This is a genomic window from Cupriavidus sp. NPDC089707, from assembly GCF_044748965.1.
Classification (GTDB): domain Bacteria; phylum Pseudomonadota; class Gammaproteobacteria; order Burkholderiales; family Burkholderiaceae; genus Cupriavidus.
This window is the reverse complement of record NZ_JBIVHB010000014.1, coordinates 121,246-140,921: the sequence shown is the minus strand read 5'-3', so window position 1 is coordinate 140,921 and position 19,676 is coordinate 121,246. Positions and strand designations below refer to the sequence as shown.

The 19,676-nt window shown below is 64.9% G+C and carries 17 protein-coding genes and 1 pseudogene; 13 read left to right on the top strand and 5 right to left on the bottom strand.

The genetic code is table 11. The features are described from left to right. The first annotated feature begins 311 nt into the window (after positions 1 to 311). From ACIP1U_RS21725 to ACIP1U_RS21715, 3 genes are read left to right on the top strand one after another with little or no spacing between them, the layout of a single operon-like run. Complete coding sequence (locus ACIP1U_RS21725) at positions 312 to 1,745, top strand: cytochrome ubiquinol oxidase subunit I (RefSeq protein WP_400319175.1); 1,434 nt, start codon at positions 312 to 314, stop codon at positions 1,743 to 1,745. A 4-nt stretch (positions 1,746 to 1,749) separates the two neighbouring features. Further along, a complete protein-coding gene (gene cydB / locus ACIP1U_RS21720; protein ID WP_400319172.1) occupies positions 1,750 to 2,757 on the top strand; it encodes a cytochrome d ubiquinol oxidase subunit II in 1,008 nt (335 codons plus the stop codon). After that, positions 2,757 to 2,885 carry a DUF2474 domain-containing protein gene (locus ACIP1U_RS21715; RefSeq protein ID WP_400319169.1) on the top strand — a complete coding sequence of 43 codons (129 nt, stop codon included), beginning with the start codon at positions 2,757 to 2,759 and terminating at the stop codon, positions 2,883 to 2,885. The genes cydB and ACIP1U_RS21715 overlap by 1 nt, the downstream gene beginning before the upstream one ends. A gap of 227 nt (positions 2,886 to 3,112) precedes the next feature. Here ACIP1U_RS21715 and ACIP1U_RS21710 read toward each other — a convergent pair whose 3' ends face one another. After that, complete coding sequence (locus ACIP1U_RS21710; protein ID WP_400319167.1) at positions 3,113 to 3,898, bottom strand: HpcH/HpaI aldolase/citrate lyase family protein; 786 nt, start codon at positions 3,896 to 3,898, stop codon at positions 3,113 to 3,115. A 572-nt stretch (positions 3,899 to 4,470) separates the two neighbouring features. Here ACIP1U_RS21710 and ACIP1U_RS21705 point away from each other — a divergent pair. The 10 genes and pseudogenes from ACIP1U_RS21705 to ACIP1U_RS21660 all read left to right on the top strand — a co-directional run bounded on the left by ACIP1U_RS21705 (position 4,471) and on the right by ACIP1U_RS21660 (position 16,386). Then, on the top strand, positions 4,471 to 5,187 hold the full coding sequence (locus ACIP1U_RS21705; protein ID WP_400319165.1) for a hypothetical protein: 717 nt from the start codon (positions 4,471 to 4,473) through the stop codon (positions 5,185 to 5,187). Between the two features lie 250 nt (positions 5,188 to 5,437). Further along, entirely contained in the window at positions 5,438 to 5,812 is a 375-nt protein-coding gene (locus tag ACIP1U_RS21700; RefSeq protein ID WP_400319162.1) for a hypothetical protein, read from the top strand. 503 nt (positions 5,813 to 6,315) lie between these two features. Then, positions 6,316 to 6,926, top strand: a pseudogene (locus ACIP1U_RS21695) (ABC transporter permease); the annotation flags it as partial. Between the two features lie 189 nt (positions 6,927 to 7,115). After that, complete coding sequence (locus tag ACIP1U_RS21690; protein ID WP_400319160.1) at positions 7,116 to 9,170, top strand: LamG-like jellyroll fold domain-containing protein; 2,055 nt, start codon at positions 7,116 to 7,118, stop codon at positions 9,168 to 9,170. A 69-nt stretch (positions 9,171 to 9,239) separates the two neighbouring features. Then, positions 9,240 to 9,431 (top strand): hypothetical protein, encoded by a 192-nt coding sequence (locus ACIP1U_RS21685; RefSeq protein WP_400319157.1) that lies wholly within the window; start codon positions 9,240 to 9,242, stop codon positions 9,429 to 9,431. 72 nt (positions 9,432 to 9,503) lie between these two features. Next, complete coding sequence (locus ACIP1U_RS21680; protein WP_400319155.1) at positions 9,504 to 11,657, top strand: phosphocholine-specific phospholipase C; 2,154 nt, start codon at positions 9,504 to 9,506, stop codon at positions 11,655 to 11,657. A gap of 215 nt (positions 11,658 to 11,872) precedes the next feature. Further along, on the top strand, positions 11,873 to 13,510 hold the full coding sequence (locus ACIP1U_RS21675) for a hypothetical protein (protein ID WP_400319152.1): 1,638 nt from the start codon (positions 11,873 to 11,875) through the stop codon (positions 13,508 to 13,510). Positions 13,511 to 13,708: 198 nt separating this feature from the next. Beyond that, complete coding sequence (locus tag ACIP1U_RS21670) at positions 13,709 to 14,596, top strand: LysR substrate-binding domain-containing protein (RefSeq protein ID WP_400319150.1); 888 nt, start codon at positions 13,709 to 13,711, stop codon at positions 14,594 to 14,596. After that, complete coding sequence (locus ACIP1U_RS21665) at positions 14,593 to 15,618, top strand: M14 family zinc carboxypeptidase (RefSeq protein ID WP_400319147.1); 1,026 nt, start codon at positions 14,593 to 14,595, stop codon at positions 15,616 to 15,618. Before ACIP1U_RS21670 ends, ACIP1U_RS21665 begins: the two co-directional genes overlap by 4 nt. 15 nt (positions 15,619 to 15,633) lie before the next feature. Continuing rightward, positions 15,634 to 16,386, top strand: a complete 753-nt coding sequence (locus ACIP1U_RS21660; RefSeq protein WP_400319145.1) for an alpha/beta fold hydrolase — start codon at positions 15,634 to 15,636, stop codon at positions 16,384 to 16,386. Here ACIP1U_RS21660 and ACIP1U_RS21655 read toward each other — a convergent pair. From ACIP1U_RS21655 to ACIP1U_RS21640, 4 genes are all read right to left on the bottom strand, one after another. Further along, positions 16,372 to 16,959, bottom strand: a complete 588-nt coding sequence (locus tag ACIP1U_RS21655; protein ID WP_400319142.1) for a TetR/AcrR family transcriptional regulator — start codon at positions 16,957 to 16,959, stop codon at positions 16,372 to 16,374. The two genes, ACIP1U_RS21660 and ACIP1U_RS21655, sit on opposite strands and share 15 nt — an antisense overlap. Before the next feature lie 209 nt (positions 16,960 to 17,168). Then, positions 17,169 to 17,681: a copper resistance protein CopQ gene (locus tag ACIP1U_RS21650; RefSeq protein WP_400319139.1), complete on the bottom strand. Its 513-nt coding sequence runs from the start codon at positions 17,679 to 17,681 to the stop codon at positions 17,169 to 17,171. 416 nt (positions 17,682 to 18,097) lie between these two features. Beyond that, entirely contained in the window at positions 18,098 to 18,664 is a 567-nt protein-coding gene (locus tag ACIP1U_RS21645; protein ID WP_400319137.1) for a TetR/AcrR family transcriptional regulator, read from the bottom strand. Between the two features lie 285 nt (positions 18,665 to 18,949). After that, on the bottom strand, positions 18,950 to 19,342 hold the full coding sequence (locus ACIP1U_RS21640; RefSeq protein ID WP_400319134.1) for a hypothetical protein: 393 nt from the start codon (positions 19,340 to 19,342) through the stop codon (positions 18,950 to 18,952). Positions 19,343 to 19,676: the final 334 nt, after the last annotated feature.

Genomic DNA, 19,676 nt, shown 5'->3' with positions numbered 1-19,676 from the left:
GTTAGAGACAATGCAACAGGCTGCTGCACTGCGCAAAACTGATACGGTCTTTTTTCTTGAAGGTGATGCTGTTATTGCCGCGCGTCGACCGGTAGGATGATCTCCGGCAGTTGGCCAGGCAGTGCCAGAGCCGTCCGCTGCGGCGAAATGTCACCCACCCGCCCAACTGCCAATTGCGCTGTGTGCGGCGTACACTACGCTCACCGCACGCGCCTACGGCCCGCGCCCCGGCGCGCCCCCGGCTGGCCGGCCTGCTCCCGCAGCGCCGCGCCGTCCGCAGGCGTGCCAGGCCAGCGCCACGGAGAACAACTATGTTTGGTTTGACCGCGCTCGACCTCGCCCGCATCCAGTTTGCCTTTACCGTTTCTTTCCACATTATCTTTCCCGCGATCACCATCGGCCTGGCGGCCTACCTGGCGGTGCTGGAAGGCTGCTGGCTGCGCACGAAGCGCCCGCATTACCGCGACCTCTACCACTTCTGGTCCAAGATCTTTGCCGTCAACTTCGGCATGGGGGTCGTCTCCGGGCTGGTGATGGCTTACCAGTTCGGCACCAACTGGAGCTTCTTCTCCGAGTTCGCCGGCAGCATCACCGGGCCGTTGCTGACCTACGAAGTGCTGACCGCCTTCTTCCTGGAAGCCGGATTCCTCGGCGTGATGCTGTTCGGCTGGAACCGCGTCGGGCCCGGCCTGCATTTCTTCTCCACCGTGATGGTGGCGCTGGGCACGCTGATTTCCGCCACGTGGATCCTCGCGTCGAACAGCTGGATGCAAACGCCGGCCGGCTTCGAGATCATCGACGGCCGCGTGGTCCCCACGGACTGGTTCGCGGTCATCTTCAACCCGTCCTTCCCCTACCGCCTGCTGCATATGAGCGTGGCGGCGTTCCTGGCCACGGCACTGTTCGTCGGCGCCTCGGCAGCGTGGCACCTGCTGCGCGGCCGCGACAACCAGGCCATCCGCAAGATGCTGTCGATGGCAATGTGGATGCTGCTGATCGTCGCGCCGATCCAGGCCGTGATCGGCGACCTGCACGGCCTGAACACGCTCAAGCACCAGCCCGCCAAGATCGCCGCGCTCGAAGGCCATTGGGAAAACCACGGCAACGAAGGACTGCCGCTGCTGCTGTTTGGCTGGCCCGACATGCAGCGCGAGGAAACCCGCTTCGCGGTGGAAGTACCGCGGCTGGGGAGCCTGATCCTGACGCACACCTGGGACGGCCAGATAAAGGGGCTGAAGGAATTCGCGCCGGAGGACCGGCCCAATTCCACCATCCTGTTCTGGTCTTTCCGCGTGATGGTGGGGCTGGGGCTGCTGATGATCGCGCTGGGCGCCTGGAGCCTGCTGTTGCGCCGGGGCGAACGGCTGTACCGCGCCCGCGCCTTCCTGCATATGGCGCTGTGGATGGGCCCGGCCGGCGTGATCGCGATCCTGGCCGGCTGGTACACGACCGAGGTGGGCCGCCAGCCGTGGGTGGTCTACGGGCTGCAGCGCACCGCCGACGCGGTCTCGCCGCACGGCGTGCCCGAACTGGCGCTGACGCTGGGGATCTTCGTGATCGCGTACTTCTTTGTGTTCGGCGTCGGCATCGCCTACATGATGCGGCTGGTGCGCAAGGGGCCGGTGCTGGAAGCGCCAAGGCCGGAAGGCGGCCCGGGACGCGAGCATACGCCAGCCCGCCCGCTCTCCGCCGTGGACGACGACGAAGTCCTTGCCCCCAACCCCGCCGCGCGCACCCGGAGCTGACACCATGGGCATCGATCTCTCCCTTCTCTGGATCGTCATCATCTTCTTCGGCGTGATGATGTACGTGGTGATGGATGGCTTTGACCTGGGCATCGGCATGCTCTTTCCGTTCGTTCCCGACCGCCATGACCGCGACGTGATGATGAACACGGTGGCACCGGTCTGGGACGGCAACGAAACCTGGCTCGTGCTGGGCGGCGCCGGGCTGCTGGCGGCGTTCCCGCTGGCGTACTCGGTCGTGCTGAGCGCGCTTTACCTGCCGCTGATGCTGATGCTGCTAGGACTGATATTCCGCGGCGTGGCGTTCGAATTCCGCTTCAAGGCCAATGACCGCGAGCGCCCGGTGTGGGACGCGTCCTTTATCCTGGGCTCTGCCACCGCCAGCTTCTTCCAGGGCGTGGCGCTGGGCGCCTATATCGACGGCATCAAGATGGAGGGCCATCGTTTTGCCGGCGGCCCGCTGGACTGGCTGGCGCCCTTCCCGCTGTTTTGCGGCATCGGGCTGGTGGTGGCGTACACAGTGCTGGGCAGCACCTGGCTGATCATGAAGACCGAGGGCGACCTGCAGCAACGCATGATCAAGCTGACCGGGGCACTGGCGTGGCTGCTGCTGGCGGTGATTGCGGTGATCAGCCTGTGGACACCGCTGACGCACGCGGAGATCGCCGAGCGATGGTTCAGCCTGCCGAACCTGTTCTGGTTCTCGCCGGTGCCGATCCTGGTGGTGCTGTGCATGCTGATGCTGATGCGCGCGCTGCGCCGCGAACCGAACATGGCGCCGTTCCTGTACGCGCTGGCGCTGGTGTTCCTGGGCTACAGCGGGCTGGCGATCAGCGTCTGGCCCAATATCATCCCGCCCGGGATCTCGATCTGGGACGCGGCCGGGCCGCCGCAGAGCCAGGGCTTTGCGCTGGTCGGGGCACTGTTCATCATCCCCTTCATCCTGATGTACACGGTATGGGCCTACTACGTGTTCCGCGGCAAGGTCCGCCACGGCGAGGGCTATCACTGATGGCCACGCCATTGTGGGTGCGCCGCCTGGGGTGGCTGGTGCTGATCTGGCTGGCGAGCGTGGCGGCGCTGGGCGTTGCGGCGTGGGCGCTGCGGATGGTCATGCAGAGCGTGGGATTCCGCAGCTGAGGTGTGCAGGAAACCGGATTTGGCGGGACTGGCGTGCAGCGCAGCGGTCGTGCAGCGGGGTGGGACCGCTGCCGGCCATCAAGAGGCGGTCCCCGACCGAAGCCCAAGGAATGTTGTGCGGGTGCGGTCACTCGATAATCCGCGGCTGAGACGTCGATTACAGCGGCTTCGCGAATCGATTGGCCAGGCCCGCCGCTTAGGAACGATTTGTTGGTTGCGACGAAATTCTACCGACGGATGCCGTCAACGACCGATGCGAGCCCCCTTTGGAGCAGGGACCAGTCCATACCGATGACAACCGCGCGGTAGCCACGTGCGATCATCGAATTGGCCAAGTCGGTAGTCGGCGCGACGCCGCCAAGCAAAACCCGGCTCTTTAGAATGGGCGCCTCAAGTTGTGCGATTGCCGCTTGCACCTCCGGGAGATCCGCCTGGCCCCGGTATCCCATGCTGGTGGCAAGATCCCCGGGGCCGATGAAAACAAGGTCAAGTCCGGGCGTTGCGACAATGTCTTCAATATTGCCAATGGCATCGACGTGTTCAATCGTGCCAATGGCAAGCACCTCCTCGTCGGCACAATCCAGATATTCGCGCATGGATAGACCCCATCGCGGCGGGGCGTAGAACGGGCCCCAGAAGCGATTTCCTGTGGGCGGGTAGCGGACAGCCCGCACCGCCGCCTCTGCAGCGGCTCGGGTCGTCGTCATCGGAAAGCAGATTCCCAAAGCGCCGAGGTCAAGAGGGACCTTGGCCTGCCATGCATTCGTTGCCGCCACCCGGACCAGCGGCACCAGCTGGGTTCCGGAGGTCGCGCAAATCATCGCGTGCGCAGTGCCGGCATCGATTGCGCCGTGCTCCATGTCGATGAGGACCCAATCGAGGCCGGCGCGAGCCATAATCTGGATGGTCTGAACCGAAGGTATGGTCGCGATGGCGCCGAGCGTTGCCTGGCCATTTCGCCACATCGATTTCAGCCGGTTGATTCCTTTGGCGGCAGGGACGGTAGTTGCCATGATGGCTCCTGGCACGGGCGCCATCGTAGTCTATGCATCTCGTCCCGGCCTTGCCAAGGGGACCCGTTGGGTCAAGAGCGGATACATTCGGAAGCTGCAGTTTCCGGTAGAGCTTGGACGTCGGATATGGCCGGACTTTCGCCGTTTATCGCGTTGCCTCCAATTCCTCTTTGGATCGACAACAGCTTTCCTGCAGTGCGAAAAGCCGCATTTCGGCCACCGTTGAATGACATGACGACTCTGAGCCTGCCCATCGCGGCATCCGGATGAGGGCGTACGCCTGACAGCTTCCGGACTGTATCCTGAACGAAACAGATTGCACCGATTTCACCAGCGCCTCGAATCTATATGTCTGCCATAACATAATAAAAACAACACATCCGGCAGTGTTGGCATCCTTGTTGCAGCTTATTTGGGGTGACGACCGCGCGCGCCAAGCCTGCCGACAGCAGGGCATTTTGCATGGGTTGCGGGTATGGAAAGATTGCGGTTTGCGCCATGCCCTACCCGTTCCGCCGGGTCGCATGTCAAGACAAATTTCGAATCCGGGACATTTCGGCGAGGAGACTGCGATGTCCAAGAGATTCCTTCTTGTGCTTGCAATTTCATTCTTTCTCGGCGGCTGCGGCGGCGGGAGCGACGACAGCAACGAGACAGCCAGCACGCCGGTGCAGCCTCTGACGGTGCCACTCAGCACAGCCATGGCAGGTCTGGCTGCGAATGGACTGACCGCGAATTTCTCGATTTCCGGCACGGTAGAGAATATGACGGTATCAGGCTCCGGAACACTGACCGCCACCCCTTTCGTTGCGACCCTTCTGAATAACACTTCGGTATTGAGGACCACTGAAACCCTCAGCGGCGCGGTTGTCGCGAATGGCAATTCGGTGCCGTTCTCGAACACCAGGACCATCTTCCGCAACACTGTTACCTATGCTGTGATGGTGGTCGACGAGGGGGATGCCTTCGTGGTGTTCGCCGACCATACGATTCCGCCGACAGTGAAGGCCGGCGACTCGGGACCTCTGACAAGCGCCACAATTTACTCGGACAGCACACGGGCCACGAAGGTGGGTACACTTACCGAGTCCTATAGCGTTGCCACCGATACCGGAAACAGCCTGCTGTTGACCTTGCTCGACAAGGTATTCGACAACAGCAATGCCCGCATCGCCGAGGATGAAACCACATTTCGCATCGACACCAGCGGCAACATCAGCTTTGTTTCGTCCAAATCCACGGTGTTCGATAGCAATGGGCAATCGCTGGGCACGCTGGTGTTCCAGTAGGACAGTCAGGAGCAACCCTATAGGCCAATCATGCAAGGCGAGGCGCGCCTATCGGAACCAATGATCGGCCATGGGGGTTAGCCTCTTTTCTACGCCGACAAATCGCTTCTCGCAGGCGGAAGGCTGTTTCGTAGACGCTGGCCAAGCCAGGTGCGACTTCCGGCATGTTCACGTCTGAAACATACTTCTGCTCGATATTGCGCGAACCCCGCAGGAACTAATCTGACACTACAACAAGAGGGGGTTCCTCATGAATCGGTCAATTCTGGCGATTGGTCTTGGCCTGTTGGCAATTCAGGGCTGCGCGACAAAGAACTACGGGCGGGTCGGGACGGTGACGGACTTCGAGCGGCAGACGATGTCCTGTCGTGAGATTCAGCTTGAGCAGGCCAAGGTAAATGGCTTTACCCAGGCCGTCGAGAAGGAGAGCGAGTTCAGTGGCCGTTCAGTTCTGTCATTCCTGGGAGACTTCGGCATTGGGAACATGATCGAGAAGCGTAGCGCCATGGAAAGCGCCGACCATCGGGCGCGTCAATTGCAGACACTCAGCGACCTGCGTCGATGCTCGGAGGCGACACCGCAGGCGGCGACGGCGTCAGCTCCATTGCCAACTGCGAGCCGATAGTCAGGCGCGGCCGGGCCATTAAAGATGGCGGCGTTAATGGAAGCGAGCATGTGCCATTCCCTTCACACTGCGGCGAGCCCGGCCGAGTCAGCCACGCCGACCGACCCGGGTTCGAATCTTCGAAAGTGTTACGACGAAATTACGGCAACTACCGAGAAATCGATTCGCCTTATCCTCAGTCAGCCGGAAAGCGGTCGCGGCAACAATATCCGGGACGCGTGGCTTGCCTACGGCCTCTACGTAGCATGGTGGAAGCTCACGGCAAGTCATAGGACACCAGAGGACGATGAGCGTTTGCATAAGCTCGCGAGGCGATTCAGAGAGAGATCCTAGCGACGATGTTCCATCCGTGGTGGCTGGCAGGCAGCCTCGGCATTTAGCGTTGCCTACCGAGGCAGAGCTGATTCGTCAATCGGGCCGACAGCCGAGCGACATACGCAAAACGGCACGTCCACGTGCCGTCCGGCCAATTCCGGTTGCCAGCAGGTGAAAGGGCCGGGCTAGGCGCGCTGGTGAACTGCATGTTCGCCATCGCCGATGCCCTGGGACGCGGCTTCGACGGGCTGGGCACGGCGTTGCTGCGCACCGGCGAATTCGACCGCCTGCTGCTGCGCCCCCGTCCGCTGGCGCTGCAACTGATGGGGCACGACGTGCGCATCAGCCGGCTGGGACGCCTGCTGCGGGGCTGATGGTACTGGCATACGCCACGATCCAGGCCGGCATCGACTGGAACCCGGCAGCGATCGCCATCGCCCTGCTTGCGCTCGCGGGCGGCGTGGCGCTGTTCCTTGGCATCCTGGTGCTGCAGGGAACGCTGTCCTTCTGGACCGTCGAGAGCCTCGAGATTGCCAACGTGCTCACCTACGGCGGCGTCCAGGCAACCCAGTACCCGCTGGCGCTGTATGCGCGCTGGTTCCGCTACGTGCTGACCTTTGCCGTGCCGCTGGCCTGTGTCGCCTACTACCCCGCGCTGGCAATCCTGGGCAAGCCCGATCCGCTCGGCGCGCCCGCGTGGACCGGTGTGGTATCGCCGCTGGCGGGCTTCGTGTTCCTGCTGGTCGCGATGGGCGCGTGGCGCGTCGGGTTGCGCCGCTATGCGTCCACGGGCAGCTAATACCCTGCTACTGCCCCTTTGTCTGCAATGCCTGCAAGAATCTGAATAGCCGTATCAGCATTCTTTTTCCCTCTGTCACCACGGTGACAACCCCTGTTTTTACTCTGCGAGCGCATTGCGGGGAGCGCAATCCGCCACGCGGCACACGTCGCCGGCGCAGAACAACGCAGACAGACAGGGGAATGACCGATGGCAGGAAAGCATGCGGCGCGTGGCGCACAAGGCAACGGGCGCGCGCGGGCCGGCGCGGCGCTGAGCGCGCTGGCGGCGGCAATGGCCGCGACACTCTCGGCTTGCGGTGGCGATGACACCGCGGCCAGCGGGCCAGCGCCGGCCGACACGTTGACAACGGCGCCGGCGCCTGCCGGCCAGAGCGGGCCGCGCGTGCTGCTGGTAGGCATCGATGGCGCCACCTATGCGCAGGTCCAGGGCGCGCTCCTGCGGCGCGAGCTGCCCAACCTGGCGCAGCTGAACGTGGTGCCAGCCGCTACCGGCGGCGTGCCTGGCACCGTCACCGCGCAACCGACGCTGGACGCGCCCAGCTGGGCCACGGTGCTGACCGGCACCTGGGTCAACCGACACGGCGTCGATGACGACACTGGCAGCACTCCGCTGCAGGCGCCGACGGTGTTCCGCCACCTTCGCGACGCCGGGAAGCCCGGCCTGCAACAAGGCGCCACGATCAGCTCGCCGGTATTGCCGGCCCTGCTCAAGGCCGAACAGGAAACCGGCGCGCTCGATACGCTGGTCGACTGTGCCGGCGTGGACAACTGCGTCACGCAGAACGCGCTGCGCCAGCTGCAATCCGGTTATGGCGTGGTATTTGCCCAGTACAGCGCTCCCGCTGCCGCAGCGGAAGTCGGCGGGTTCGGCGGCGGCGCCTATGCGCGCGCCCTTGTCGACACCGACAAGGCGCTGGGTGAACTGCTGGCCGCCGTCGCCGCGCGCCGCCAGGCGCAGCCGGGCGAAGACTGGCTGGTACTGGTCACCACCAGCCACGGCCTCGATGCCACCGGCGCCACCACCACGGCGCCGACCGTGGAAAACCGCACCGCATTCCTCGCCACCAACAAGACGCTGAATGCCGCACTGGCCCGGCCTGGCGCCGCCACGCCCGTCACCGCGGCGGAACTGTCGGCGCTGCCGACCGAGGCCGATCTCGTGCCGACGATGCTCGCGCACGCCGGCGCGGCCGCCGACCCCGCCGCCAGCCGCCTCGACGGCGCACCGTTGCAGTCGGCATCCGCCGGCGTGCGGGCGATCGGCGCCAGCATCGGCCGCTATAGCGACGCCATCACGCTGAGCTGGCAGAACCCCACCGAATCCTTCGGCACCACGCGCGTGCTGCGCGACGGCGTGGTGGTGGCTTCGCTGGCGCCGGGCGCGCGCGAGTTTACCGACAGCGCCTTCGACATGCCCACCGGCCTGTACCGCTTCAACTACACGCTGTTGCGCAACGACGTGCCGGTGTCGTACCTGGCGCAAATCCACTACGTCAAACCCGTCACGCTGGCGCCCACGCTGCGCGATGGCCTGGCCACTTACTTCAGCATGGACAGCAAGCCGTTTGCCGACAGCAAGGGCGGCGCCACGCTCGGCCTTTGGGTTGCGGGCACCGATGGCGGCACGCTTGCCGACGACAACTTTACCGGCAAGTCGCTGCGTGTCGATTCCAATGTCGACGCCTACAAGCTGGTGCACAACGGCGCCGACATCGCGCTGAGCCCGCAATTCACTATCGGCTTCTGGTTCCGCACCGACTGCACCCAGGGCAATGGCACCGGCGCGCCGGTACTGGCTAACAAGAACTACTACTCGGGCAGCAACCCAGGCATCGCCATCGGCCTGTTCGGCAGTTGCGAATTGCGCTTCAACCTCGGCAGCGGCGGCAAGCGCGACGATATCAACGGCATGAAGGTATCGGCCAACCAGTGGGCCTATCTGGCGCTGTCGGTCGATGCCGCGGCCAAGCGCTTCAGTGCCTATGTCATCGACCCGGTACTCGGCCTGCAGAAAACCGAGAACAAGGCCATCGCCAACACCGACGTCACCAAGCTGGCCGGGCTCGGCACCGGCTGGGGCGTCAACGACGACGCCACGCACAACTACGTGGGCAACAACCCCGGCGCGCTCAAGGGCGTGATGGGCTTCAACGACCTGGCGATGTGGACGCGGGTGCTGACGCTCGACGAGCTGAAGACCATCACCGGCGCGCGCCAGCCGCTGTCCACGCTGAACCCCTGAGCCGCTGATCCGGCGCCGACAACTCTCCGGGGCGCCGCGCCGCCCCATTCCCTGCAGGAGCACGACACCATGACTCTCCGATCTTCCACCCTGGCCGCCCTGCTGCTGTGCCTGGCGCTTGCCGCCTGCGGCGGCGATTCCGGCGACAGCCCGGCCACCGGCACGCCCGGCGGCACCCCAGGTGGTGGTGGTGGCGGCGGTGGCGGCAACGAACCCGGCCAGCCTCCCGCCGTCACGCCGCAACTGCGCTGCGCGCCCTGAATTGACGCAGGCAGCCGCCCGCCTCACTTTCCTTCTCGCCGCCTATCCTGAACCCATCCGGCCTACAGTCCAATGAATTCGCATAGCAGACGCAACTTCCTCAAGCTCGCCGGCGGCAGCGCCGCCGCGACCGCCGCACTGGCTGCGTTCCCGCCGGCCATCCGCCGCGCGCTGGCGATCCCCGCCAACAACGCCACCGGCACCATTCGCGACGTCGAGCACGTGGTCATCCTCATGCAGGAAAACCGCTCGTTCGACAACTACTTCGGCACGCTGCGCGGCGTGCGCGGCTTCGGCGACCGCTTCCCGATCCCGCTGGCAGGCGGCCTCAACGTCTGGCAGCAGACCTATACCAACGGCAGCACCACGCGCACCGTGCTGCCCTACCATCTCGACAGCAGCGCCGGCAATGCGCAGCGCGTCAGCGGCACGCCGCACTCCTATCCCGATGCGCAAGCCGCCTGGGACCTGGGCCGCATGAACAAGTGGCCCACCTACAAGCAGACGCAGTCGATGGGCTACTACACCGAGTCCGAGCTGGATTTCCAGATGGCGCTGGCCAATGCCTTTACGCTGTGCGATGCCTACCACTGCGGCTTCCACGGCGGCACCAACCCGAACCGGCTGTTCCACTGGACCGGCACCAACGATCCGGCCGGCACGCATGGCGGCCCGGTGATCGACAACAGCGGCGACTCCTTCACCGGCTCGAACACGCCCTACACCTGGACCACCTACCCTGAGCGGCTGAACGCGGCGGGCGTCAGCTGGAAGGTCTACCAGAACATGCCGGACAACTTTACCGACAACCCGCTCGCGGGCTTCAAGCAATATCGCGACGCCAACGCCGCACGCGGCAACCTGGCCAATGGCAGCCCCTACCCGCCGTACACCAGTGCCGACGACGCCATCAGCCCGCTGCTCAAGGGCGTGGCCAACACCATGCCGGACGGCGGCTTCCTGCAGGCACTGCGCGACGACGTTGCCGCCGGCACGCTGCCGCAGGTGTCGTGGATCGTGGCCCCGGCCACCTATTCGGAGCATCCCGGGCCGTCCAGCCCGGTGCAGGGTGCGTGGTACACGCAGGAGGTGCTCAACGCGCTCACCGCCAATCCGGCGATCTGGAGCAAGACTGTACTGCTGATCAACTTCGACGAGAACGACGGCTACTTCGACCACGTGCCGCCGCCGTGCGCCCCCGCCTATGATGGCGACGCGCTTGCCGGCGCGACCACGCTACCCACCGGCGAACTGGCGGCCGAATACCACGTCGACAAGCACCCGTACGGCCCCGGCCCGCGCGTGCCGATGTACGTGGTGTCGCCCTGGAGCCGCGGCGGCTGGGTCAACTCGCAGGTGTTCGACCACACGTCGGTGCTGCGCTTCCTGGAGGCCCGCTTTGGCGTCGTGGAAAGCAACATCAGCAGCTTCCGCCGCGCGGTGGCAGGAGACCTGGTCTCGGCCTTCAACTTCGTCAGCCCCAACGCCAACCCGCTGCCCTCGCTGCCCACCCGCGACAAGGCCAGCGCGGATGCCATCCGCACCGCGCAGGGCGTGCTGCCGCAGGTGCCGCTGCCCCCGGCAGGCACCCAGCCGATGCCGCCGCAGGAGCGCGGCACGCGTCCGTCGCGCGCATTGCCATACGAGTTGCATGTCAGCGCCCGCGAGGACGCCCGCGAACGCGTGGTACTCCTGCTCTTCGCCAACACCGGCAAGGCTGCCGCGGTGTTCCACGTCTACGACCGCCTGCACCTGGACCGCGTGCCGCGCCGCTATATGGTCGAGCCGGGCAAGGAACTGCACGGCAGCTGGGATGTCTTCGCCAGCGACGCCGGCAAATACGACCTGTGGGTGCTGGGCCCCAACGGCTTCCATCGCGCCTTCAGCGGCGACGTTGCCGCGGCCGGCGCCGCGGGCGCCAGCGCGCCCGAGATCCGTGTCTGCTATGACATCGCCAACGCCGCGGTCTACCTGGACCTGATCAACACCGGCGGCGCCGCCTGCACCTTCACCGTCCGGCCCAATGCCTACCGCAATGACGGCCCGTGGAGCTTCGAGGTGCCGGCCGGCAAGCAGCTGCAGCAGCACTGGCCGGTGGGACTGCAGGGCAACTGGTACGACTTCACCGTGGCTGCGCCGCAAGGCGGCTTCACGCGGCGCTTTGCCGGCCGTATCGAGACCGGCAAGGACAGCGTATCGGATCCGGCCATGGGCGTGACCCGCTGACGCCAGGCCTGGGCGGCCCGCAGCGAGTTTTCGACGCGGGCCGCCCCTCCTTGACAACACAACCTTCCAGAAGAGCCGCGTTACATGCGGCGTGCGGCTGCTACGGCGGCGTATTTTTGTATGGCTTCGCACAAAACAGCCAGGCCAAACACCCGTTTTCGTTTTGATTGATGCGAGTGCATGAGCAACAATTAAGCGCAAGGGAGGGAGGTCTCATGCAAGAAATCGCCACAGAATGCGACGTGATGCATACTGAATCTGACTTGATTCGGGAGCCGGTGAAGGATGGCTCCCGGAGCATGAGCCAGGTGTCAGGTGCTGCCGTGCTCCCCATCCTTGTCTTCGTGCTCAAGTCACTCGATGCGGCGTCGTGGGAGCACGAGTTGGTGAAACGGCTGCGTGCGTCCGGCATCTGCGAGACGCTTATCTGGGAGCTTGAACCGCAAAATGGCACTTGCGCAGGCTCGGCGCACGCCGCAGCCAAGCTGCGCGACGTCACGGCAATCGTCGATCTCACCGGCCGCCTCGGCGCAGACTGCCAGGGCGACGCCGTCGAGGGTGTATGGCGCATTTGCGATCGGCGCGGCGTTGTGCTGGGCGAAGAGCACCACGGACTCGAGACGATTGCGGCGGGAGTAGGCATTCATCTGCACCTGGTTGCAAGCACTTCATTGGGAACAACCCTCATCGACAAAGCGGGGGCATTTGCATGTCCAGGCGAGCGCGTATCGCTGCAGCGATTGTGCAGTTATGCGACGACGCTGTTGCTTGCGGCAGTGCGCGAGATTGCTGTGCTCGGCACCCTGGAGCCGCGTCCCGCGTGGAAGCCAGAAGGCAAGCGAGCGAGTCTGGTGCAGCGGATGATGTGGAAGCTGCGAGAACTGGGCCAGCGCATGTTGCGCCTGCTGAAGGGCTGCCTGCTGGTCGACTACTGGATGGTGGGCATCGTCGACATGCGGCTAACCGAAGCCGTGCGTTCGCAACACTTGCCGATACGATGGATCGGCAAGCGCAAGGGATCCCGGTATTGGGCTGATCCGTTTGGCGTGCCAGGCAGCAAGGATGAGATTTATTGCGAGGAGTTCGACCTTAAGCAGAACGTTGGCCGCATTGTCAGATTGAAGCTTGACGGTTCTGTCGAGCCGGATCTTCCGGAGCATGTCGACCTCGGGCTGGCGGGTCACTTGTCGTACCCCTATTTGTTTCCTCACGAGGGCGCTCTGTATTGCGTCGCGGAATCGGCGCAAAGCCGTCGCTGCGTGCTGAACCGGCTCGACGAGAGCGGGCGTTGGGCACGGGTCGCAGTCCTCCTTGACGATACCGAGGTCGCCGACCCGACGATCTTCCGGCACCAGGGATATTTCTGGCTGGCGTACACCGACGTATCACTGGGCGCGTTCGACAATCTTTGCCTGGCCTATGCATCCGATCTTCTCGGGCCATGGCATGCGCATCCACAGAATCCGGTGAAGATCGATCACCGGTCATCTCGCTCCGCGGGCGCCGTCATCAAGGACGGCAATCAGCTATTGCGCGTGGCGCAGGTCTGTACGAGCGGATATGGGCAGGCAATCGCTGTCAATCGAATCCTCCATTGCACGCCTCGCCTCTATCGAGAGGAGGTGATTCGAATTGTCAGCCCGGAAAAAGATCATTTGAATCCACGCGGTATCCACACGATGTCCGCTTGGGGAGACCGTACGCTGGTGGATGGCAAGCACTCCGTTGTTAACTATTGGGTCCTGCGACGCAGGATTACGTCTCGGATTTCCCGCGCGGCGCAGCGCTTGCTTTGCCTTGGCATCTACCAGCATTGCAACGAACCCTGGCTGCATTTCGTTATGGAAGTGTAGTGCTGCTCGGGCTGCTGTTAGTGCGGGCACCGGACCAGCCATGCCCATGAGCCGCACGTTGACCTTGCGCATGCCTGATCCCCGGTGCTGAACACGGCCAGGCCAGCACCAGGCGTCGCCGTATTGTCATATTGCCCCGCTAGACTGCGCGGTCGTCCGGACCCGTCCGGTCCGCTCCCCCAACTACTGCGGATGACCATGCTTGGCGACCTGCTGATGACCTTTTTCGAAGTGGCGCGCCAGGGCAGTATCACCATGGCGGCCCGTCAGCTGCGCGTGAGCCAGCCCACCGTCACCGGCCGCATCCGCCAGCTCGAAGAGTCGTATGGCGTTGAGCTGTTCCACCGCCGCGCCAGCCGGGTCGACCTGAGCGACGTGGGACTGGCGCTGATGCCGGTGGTCGAGCAGCTGATGCAGCACGAAGGCCAGGCCGATTACCTGCTGCGCAACGCCGGCGACCTGCGCTTCGGCAGCCTGCGCCTTGGCGCCACGGGTCCTTACTACATCCTGCGCGCGGTGGCCGCGTTCCGGCAGCGCTATCCCGCGATCGAGGTAAGCCTGGACATCGGCAACTCGCAGCAGATGCTGGAAGCACTGTTCGAGTACCGGATCGACGCGGCCGTGTCGTCGCATCCGGTGGAAGACGACCGCCTTGCGCGCATCCGCCTGGCCTCGGCGCCGATGGTGCTGGTCGTGCATCCGGACCATGCGCTGGCACGCCTGCCGCAGGTGGACTTGGGCCAGCTGCGCGGCTGCCACCTGCTGGTGCGCGAGCACGGTTCGATGACACGCAAGGCGACCGAGGATGCGCTCGCCGCCTGCGCGCAGCAGCTGCCGCGGCATACCGTGATTGGCAGCCGCGAAGCCATCTACGAAGCGATCCGCCAGAACCTGGGTGCGAGCGTGGTGCCGCTGGGCGAAGTGCCGCAAGATCCGCTGCTGCGGGTGGTGCCGTTCGCGCGCGGCGCGCCCGTGCTGAACGAATACCTGTATTGCCTGCAGAGCCGGCGCGGCACGCGCCTGGTGGGTGCCTTCCTGGCCTGCGTGACGGCGGCCGATGCCGGCGCCGAGCCGCAGGCGGCATGATCGCGCGCGCCGACGCCTTCCCTGAATACGACCAGTTGCTGGCGCTGCTCGACACCGCCAGCCATGTGCTCGACTGCCGCGTGGTGTGCGAAGCCGTGGTACAGGGACACAGCTTCGGCGTGCATGTCGCCACGCTCGGCAGCCGCGACCCGCAGGCGCCGGCCATCGGCATCTTCGGCGGCATTCACGGGCTGGAGCGGATCGGCACGCAACTGGTGCTGGACTACTTGCGCTCTGTGCTGGGCCGGCTGGCGTGGGACGAATTGCTGCATCGCGAATTGCAGGCCGTGCGGCTGGTGTTCATGCCGATCGTCAATCCCGGCGGCATGTGGGCCGGCACCCGGGCCAATCCAAACGGTGTCGACCTGATGCGCAATGGCCCGCAGGACGCAGACGCGCGCGTGCCGTTCCTGGCCGGCGGGCAGCGCCTTGGCGCCTGGCTGCCCTGGTACCGCGGCCCGGAAGGCGGGCCGATGGAGCTGGAGAGCCGCGCGCTGCTGCGCGTGGTGCAGGAAGAACTGCTGCCGCGACCGCTCAGCTTTGCGGTGGACTGCCACTCCGGCTACGGCTGGCGCGACAGCATCTGGTTCCCGTACGCGCGCACGCGCCGGCCGATGGCGCACCTGGCCGAGATGTACCTGCTCAAGACCCTGTTCGAGCAGGCGCACCCGCACCACGGCTACACCTTCGAGCCGCAAAGCCACCAGTACCTGCTGCATGGCGACCTGTGGGACCATGCGTATGACCTCGCGCCGGCAGGCAGCCTGTTCCTGCCGATGACGCTGGAGCTGGGCTCGTGGCTGTGGATCAAGAAGAACCCGCGCCAGCTGTTCTCGCGCGAGGGAATCTTCAACCCGATCAAGGCGCACCGCACCGCGCGCGTGCTGCGCCGGCACGTGAGCCTGTTCGACTTCCTCGGGCGCGTCGCGTTTGCGCCGGAACGCTGGCTGCCGCGCGGGCCGCAGCGCGAGGCGCTGCTGCAGCAGGCGCGCGCCCACTGGCAGACAGAAGCGTCGCCATGAACAGTTGAGGATGGCATGAGCCGATGGGTATTCCTGCGGGGACTGACGCGCGAGACGCGCCATTGGGGGAACCTGCCCGCGCAATGGGAAGCGGCCGGACTGGGCCGGCCGCTGCTGCCCGACCTGCCGGGCAATGGCGCGTTGTCGGTGCAGCCCGCGCCCTGGTGCGTGAGCGACATGGTCAGCGCGGTGCGCAGGCAGCTGTCGACGGCCGGCGCGCGCGGGCCGTACCGCGTGCTGGCCATGTCGCTGGGCGCGATGGTCGCCACCGAGTGGGCCAGTCACTATCCGGACGAAGTCGCAGCGCTGGTGCTGGTCAATACCAGCATGCGCCCCTTCTGCACGCCGATGCAGCGGCTGCGTCCGCGCAACTGGGGCAGGCTAGTGCGGGTGGCACAGCGCTGGCACGACCGTGCCTATTGCGAGCGCACCATCCACGCCATCACTTGCGCGCGCGCGGATACGCTCGCTGCCGACATCGCGGCCTGGCAGGCGATCGCCGCCGACGCGCCGGTCAGCCGCAGCGCCGCGCTGGCGCAACTGGTGGCGGCGGCCCGCTATCGTGCGCCGGCTAGCGCGCCAGGTTGCCCGGTGCTACTGATCGCGTCGGTATCTGACCGCCTGGTCGACCCGGCCTGTTCCGCGAAAATCGGACAGGCCTGGAACGCACCGGTGTTGACGCACCATTGGGCCGGCCACGACCTGCCCCACGACGATCCGCAGTGGTTGTGCGGGGCCGTGTCCAGGATCCCGTCAGGCAACCGCTAACGCCTGCTCCGCCGGCATCAGGTTTGACAGCATTGCCGCCGCGGCATCGAGCCGGTCGGTGGTACCGAACAGCCGTGCACTGATCAGGCCGTTCTGCAGCGCACCGAACACCACCTGCGCCAGCTGCTGCGGCGATGCGGGGTAAGGCGCCTGCCGTTGCGCTGCCGCGCGCTCGAACAGCCGCGCGAGCCATTGCTCATGGCTGCGGACAAAGTCCCGCATCACGCTGCGCACGGCTTCCGGCAGCATCAGCGCATCAGCCGCCAGCATGCCGACCAGGCAGGCCTGGTCGGTGCCGGCGCCGGCGCACAGCGGCGCCAGGTATTGGCGGGCCTGCTCGGCCGGCGGCAGGCTGCTGTCGATGGCGTCCAGGCGCGCCTGCTTGCGGGCGCGGTATTCTCGCACCGCTTCCAGCACCAGGTCGTCCTTGGAGGGGAAGTAATAGTGAATGCTTGAGGTCTTGACCCCGACCAGATCGGCCAGGTCGCGGTAGCTGAACCCGTTGAAGCCCCGACGGCGGATCAGCACCAGTGCATGTTCGACCAGTTCTTCACGTACAGACCGGGTTTTCATCGTTTCGGCTCCTTCTTGCGGCGGCGCACGGCTCAGGCCGGCAGCGCGCGGGCGACGAGCGTAATGAGGGACCCGCTTACAAGGCAAAGGCCTACCCATCCGCCCAGGATCAGCGCAGTGTCACGCCAACGCATGATCGACTCCATATGTCGGGCCGCATGGTGGCGGCCCGATGGTTTCAGGAGGCCGGCAAGGCTGCCGGCCAGCGTTCAGGCGAGCGCGCCGTCGGTGTAAGGGTCAGCCTTGCCGACACGCGCGCCATCGGTGTACGGGTCGAAGCTGCGTGCCGGTTCGGACGAGACGCTGCTGCGGTCCAGGCCGGCGACGATGCGGGCACCGTCGGTGTACGGATCTGCCTTGCCGACGCGTGCGCCTTCAGTGAACGGGTCAAACTGACCGCTGCGGTAGTTGTAGCCATAGGTGTCAGCCGGGACGTTCGCGGCCACGGTGCGAGCACCGTCGGTGTAGGGGTCGGTCTTGCCGACGCGGGCGCCGTCGGTGTACGGGTCGAACTTGCCGGCACGCGCGCCTTCGGTGAACGGATCGAACTTGCCAGTGCGGGCGCCGTCGGTGAAGGCATCGGCCTTGCCAACGCGGAACTGGTAACCGTACTTGTCACCGGCAACGCTGCTGTCCTGCACCCCAGCGGCGTGGGCGGCGCCACCGGCAAGCGCGGCTGCAAGGGTGGCGGCGGTGATCAGGGTCTTGGCAAACTTGGTCATGATGGGCTCCTGGGGGCGATGTTTCGGATCGCGTCAATCGGTGTCAGTGGCTCTGCGGTCCTTCTTTCGGACCAAATACCTACTAGTAGATAGATAACCGGTCCTGAAAAAATGACCGCCTCCGGTCATGCAATGGGATCGTCGCTGGGCTTTGCTTTCTTGCTGCAGACGCTGCGGCGCTTCCATAAGTCAAATACTATCTACTACTAGGTAGATAGTCAAGGAAGAGTATTTCTATCGGGCCGATAGGCAACCATCTACTGACCATCAAGTTATTGATTTTTAAATGATTTTAGGACAAGCGAGCCAGCACGACGCCTCGCCGCACCCCGCCAGTGAAAAGAGCCGTCGCGCAGCTTTCGCCACACGACGGCTCCGGGCGCGCCACTGACTGCGCGAAAAACGAATCGAAATGCTTAGCTGGCCACCGCTGCCATCAGCGTATCGGCCGCTGCCTCGACCCGGTCGGTCGTGCCGAACAGGCGCGCCGCGATCAGGCCACTTTGCATGGAACCAAACACCACCTGTGCCAGCCGCGGCGGCGGCACCGGGAACGGCGTGCTGCGCAGCGGCTGCGCACGCTCCAGCAGTCCCGTCAGCCACTGCTCGTGCATCAGATAGAAGCCCTGCAGCAACTTGTGCACGGATTCAGGCAGGCACAAAGTCTCCGTCGACAGCATGCCGCACAGGCAGATCTGGTCGGAGCCGCAGCTGTTGCGGAACAGCGCCAGGTAGATCGCTGCCTGCTCGGTCACCGGCAGCGTCGTGTCGATGCTGCGCAGGTGCTCGCTCAGGCGCGCGCTGTATTCCTTCACCGCCTCGAGAACGAGGTCGTCCTTGGTCGGGAAGTAATAGTGGATGCTGGAAGTTTTCACCCCCACCAGCTCGGCCAGGTCGCGGTAGCTGAAGCCGTTGAAGCCGCGTCGGCGGATCAGGACCAGGGTGTGCTCGAGCAGTTGCTCGCGTACGGATTGCGTTTTCATGAAAGCAGTGTATCTACGCGAAGATAGGCGCTCAAGTTGAAATGCCCCGGCGCCCGGGTAATCCCCTAGCGCCGAGGCATCGGCTTTACATCGGCTTTATCGGCATTAGCCAGGCAGCACCTGCGCGGCGAAGGTGATCATCGAGCCACTCGTCACGCAGAGTACCAGCCATCCGCCAAGCAGCAGGATGCTGTCACGCAAACTCATGATGGACTCCATCGGGAAGCGGCCTCCGTGGCCGCTTCCGTAAAGGTGGTGATAACGCCGGCCGGTGGCCGGCAGCAATCAGGCCAGCGCGCCGTCGGTGTACGGATCGGCCTTGCCCACGCGCGCACCGTCCGTGTACGGGTCGAAGCTGCGCGACGGCTCGGACGACACACCGCTGCGGTCCAGACCCGCTACCGTTCGGAAGCCGTCCGTGTAGGGGTCGGTCTTGCCGACGCGGGCGCCGTCGCTGTACGGGTCGAACTTGCCGGCACGCGCGCCTTCGGTGAACGGATCGAACTTGCCGGTGCGGGCGCCGTCGGTGAAGGCATCGGCCTTGCCGACGCGGAACTGGTAACCGTACTTGTCACCGGCAACGCTGCTGTCCTGCACCCCAGCGGCGTGGGCGGCGCCACCGGCAAGCGCGGCTGCAAGGGTGGCGGCAGTGATCAGGGTCTTGGCAAACTTGGTCATGATGGGCTCCTGGGGGCGAGTTTCGGATCGCGTCAATCGGTGTCAGTGGCTTCCTGCAGGTCTCTTTTACGACTCGCATCTACTAGTAGATAGAGAGCCAGTGCTAAAAAAAGACCGCATAACGGTTCTGCAATGGGATCGCCACTTCTTCCGCCTTTCCTTCTTTACTGCTGGCGGTGCAGCGGTTCCATGGAGAGAATGCTATCTACTACTAGGTAGATAGTCAAGGCAAAAATTTTCTATCGCAGCGATAGTGCAAGCCCACGGCGCAACACATCCGTCCGCCTGGATGGACATTTCTTAACATGTTCATCGTAGCCTGCTAGCCTGAATA

Excerpts from the sequence above, each read along its gene's own strand:
- ACIP1U_RS21725 (WP_400319175.1), top strand. The coding sequence starts at position 312 with ATGTTTGGTTTGACCGCGCTCGACCTCGCCCGCATCCAGTTTGCCTTT.
- cydB (WP_400319172.1), top strand. The coding sequence starts at position 1,750 with ATGGGCATCGATCTCTCCCTTCTCTGGATCGTCATCATCTTCTTCGGC.
- ACIP1U_RS21715 (WP_400319169.1), top strand. The coding sequence starts at position 2,757 with ATGGCCACGCCATTGTGGGTGCGCCGCCTGGGGTGGCTGGTGCTGATC.
- ACIP1U_RS21710 (WP_400319167.1), bottom strand. The coding sequence starts at position 3,898 with ATGGCAACTACCGTCCCTGCCGCCAAAGGAATCAACCGGCTGAAATCG.
- ACIP1U_RS21705 (WP_400319165.1), top strand. The coding sequence starts at position 4,471 with ATGTCCAAGAGATTCCTTCTTGTGCTTGCAATTTCATTCTTTCTCGGC.
- ACIP1U_RS21700 (WP_400319162.1), top strand. The coding sequence starts at position 5,438 with ATGAATCGGTCAATTCTGGCGATTGGTCTTGGCCTGTTGGCAATTCAG.
- ACIP1U_RS21690 (WP_400319160.1), top strand. The coding sequence starts at position 7,116 with ATGGCAGGAAAGCATGCGGCGCGTGGCGCACAAGGCAACGGGCGCGCG.
- ACIP1U_RS21685 (WP_400319157.1), top strand. The coding sequence starts at position 9,240 with ATGACTCTCCGATCTTCCACCCTGGCCGCCCTGCTGCTGTGCCTGGCG.
- ACIP1U_RS21680 (WP_400319155.1), top strand. The coding sequence starts at position 9,504 with ATGAATTCGCATAGCAGACGCAACTTCCTCAAGCTCGCCGGCGGCAGC.
- ACIP1U_RS21675 (WP_400319152.1), top strand. The coding sequence starts at position 11,873 with ATGCAAGAAATCGCCACAGAATGCGACGTGATGCATACTGAATCTGAC.
- ACIP1U_RS21670 (WP_400319150.1), top strand. The coding sequence starts at position 13,709 with ATGCTTGGCGACCTGCTGATGACCTTTTTCGAAGTGGCGCGCCAGGGC.
- ACIP1U_RS21665 (WP_400319147.1), top strand. The coding sequence starts at position 14,593 with ATGATCGCGCGCGCCGACGCCTTCCCTGAATACGACCAGTTGCTGGCG.
- ACIP1U_RS21660 (WP_400319145.1), top strand. The coding sequence starts at position 15,634 with ATGAGCCGATGGGTATTCCTGCGGGGACTGACGCGCGAGACGCGCCAT.
- ACIP1U_RS21655 (WP_400319142.1), bottom strand. The coding sequence starts at position 16,959 with ATGAAAACCCGGTCTGTACGTGAAGAACTGGTCGAACATGCACTGGTG.
- ACIP1U_RS21650 (WP_400319139.1), bottom strand. The coding sequence starts at position 17,681 with ATGACCAAGTTTGCCAAGACCCTGATCACCGCCGCCACCCTTGCAGCC.
- ACIP1U_RS21645 (WP_400319137.1), bottom strand. The coding sequence starts at position 18,664 with ATGAAAACGCAATCCGTACGCGAGCAACTGCTCGAGCACACCCTGGTC.
- ACIP1U_RS21640 (WP_400319134.1), bottom strand. The coding sequence starts at position 19,342 with ATGACCAAGTTTGCCAAGACCCTGATCACTGCCGCCACCCTTGCAGCC.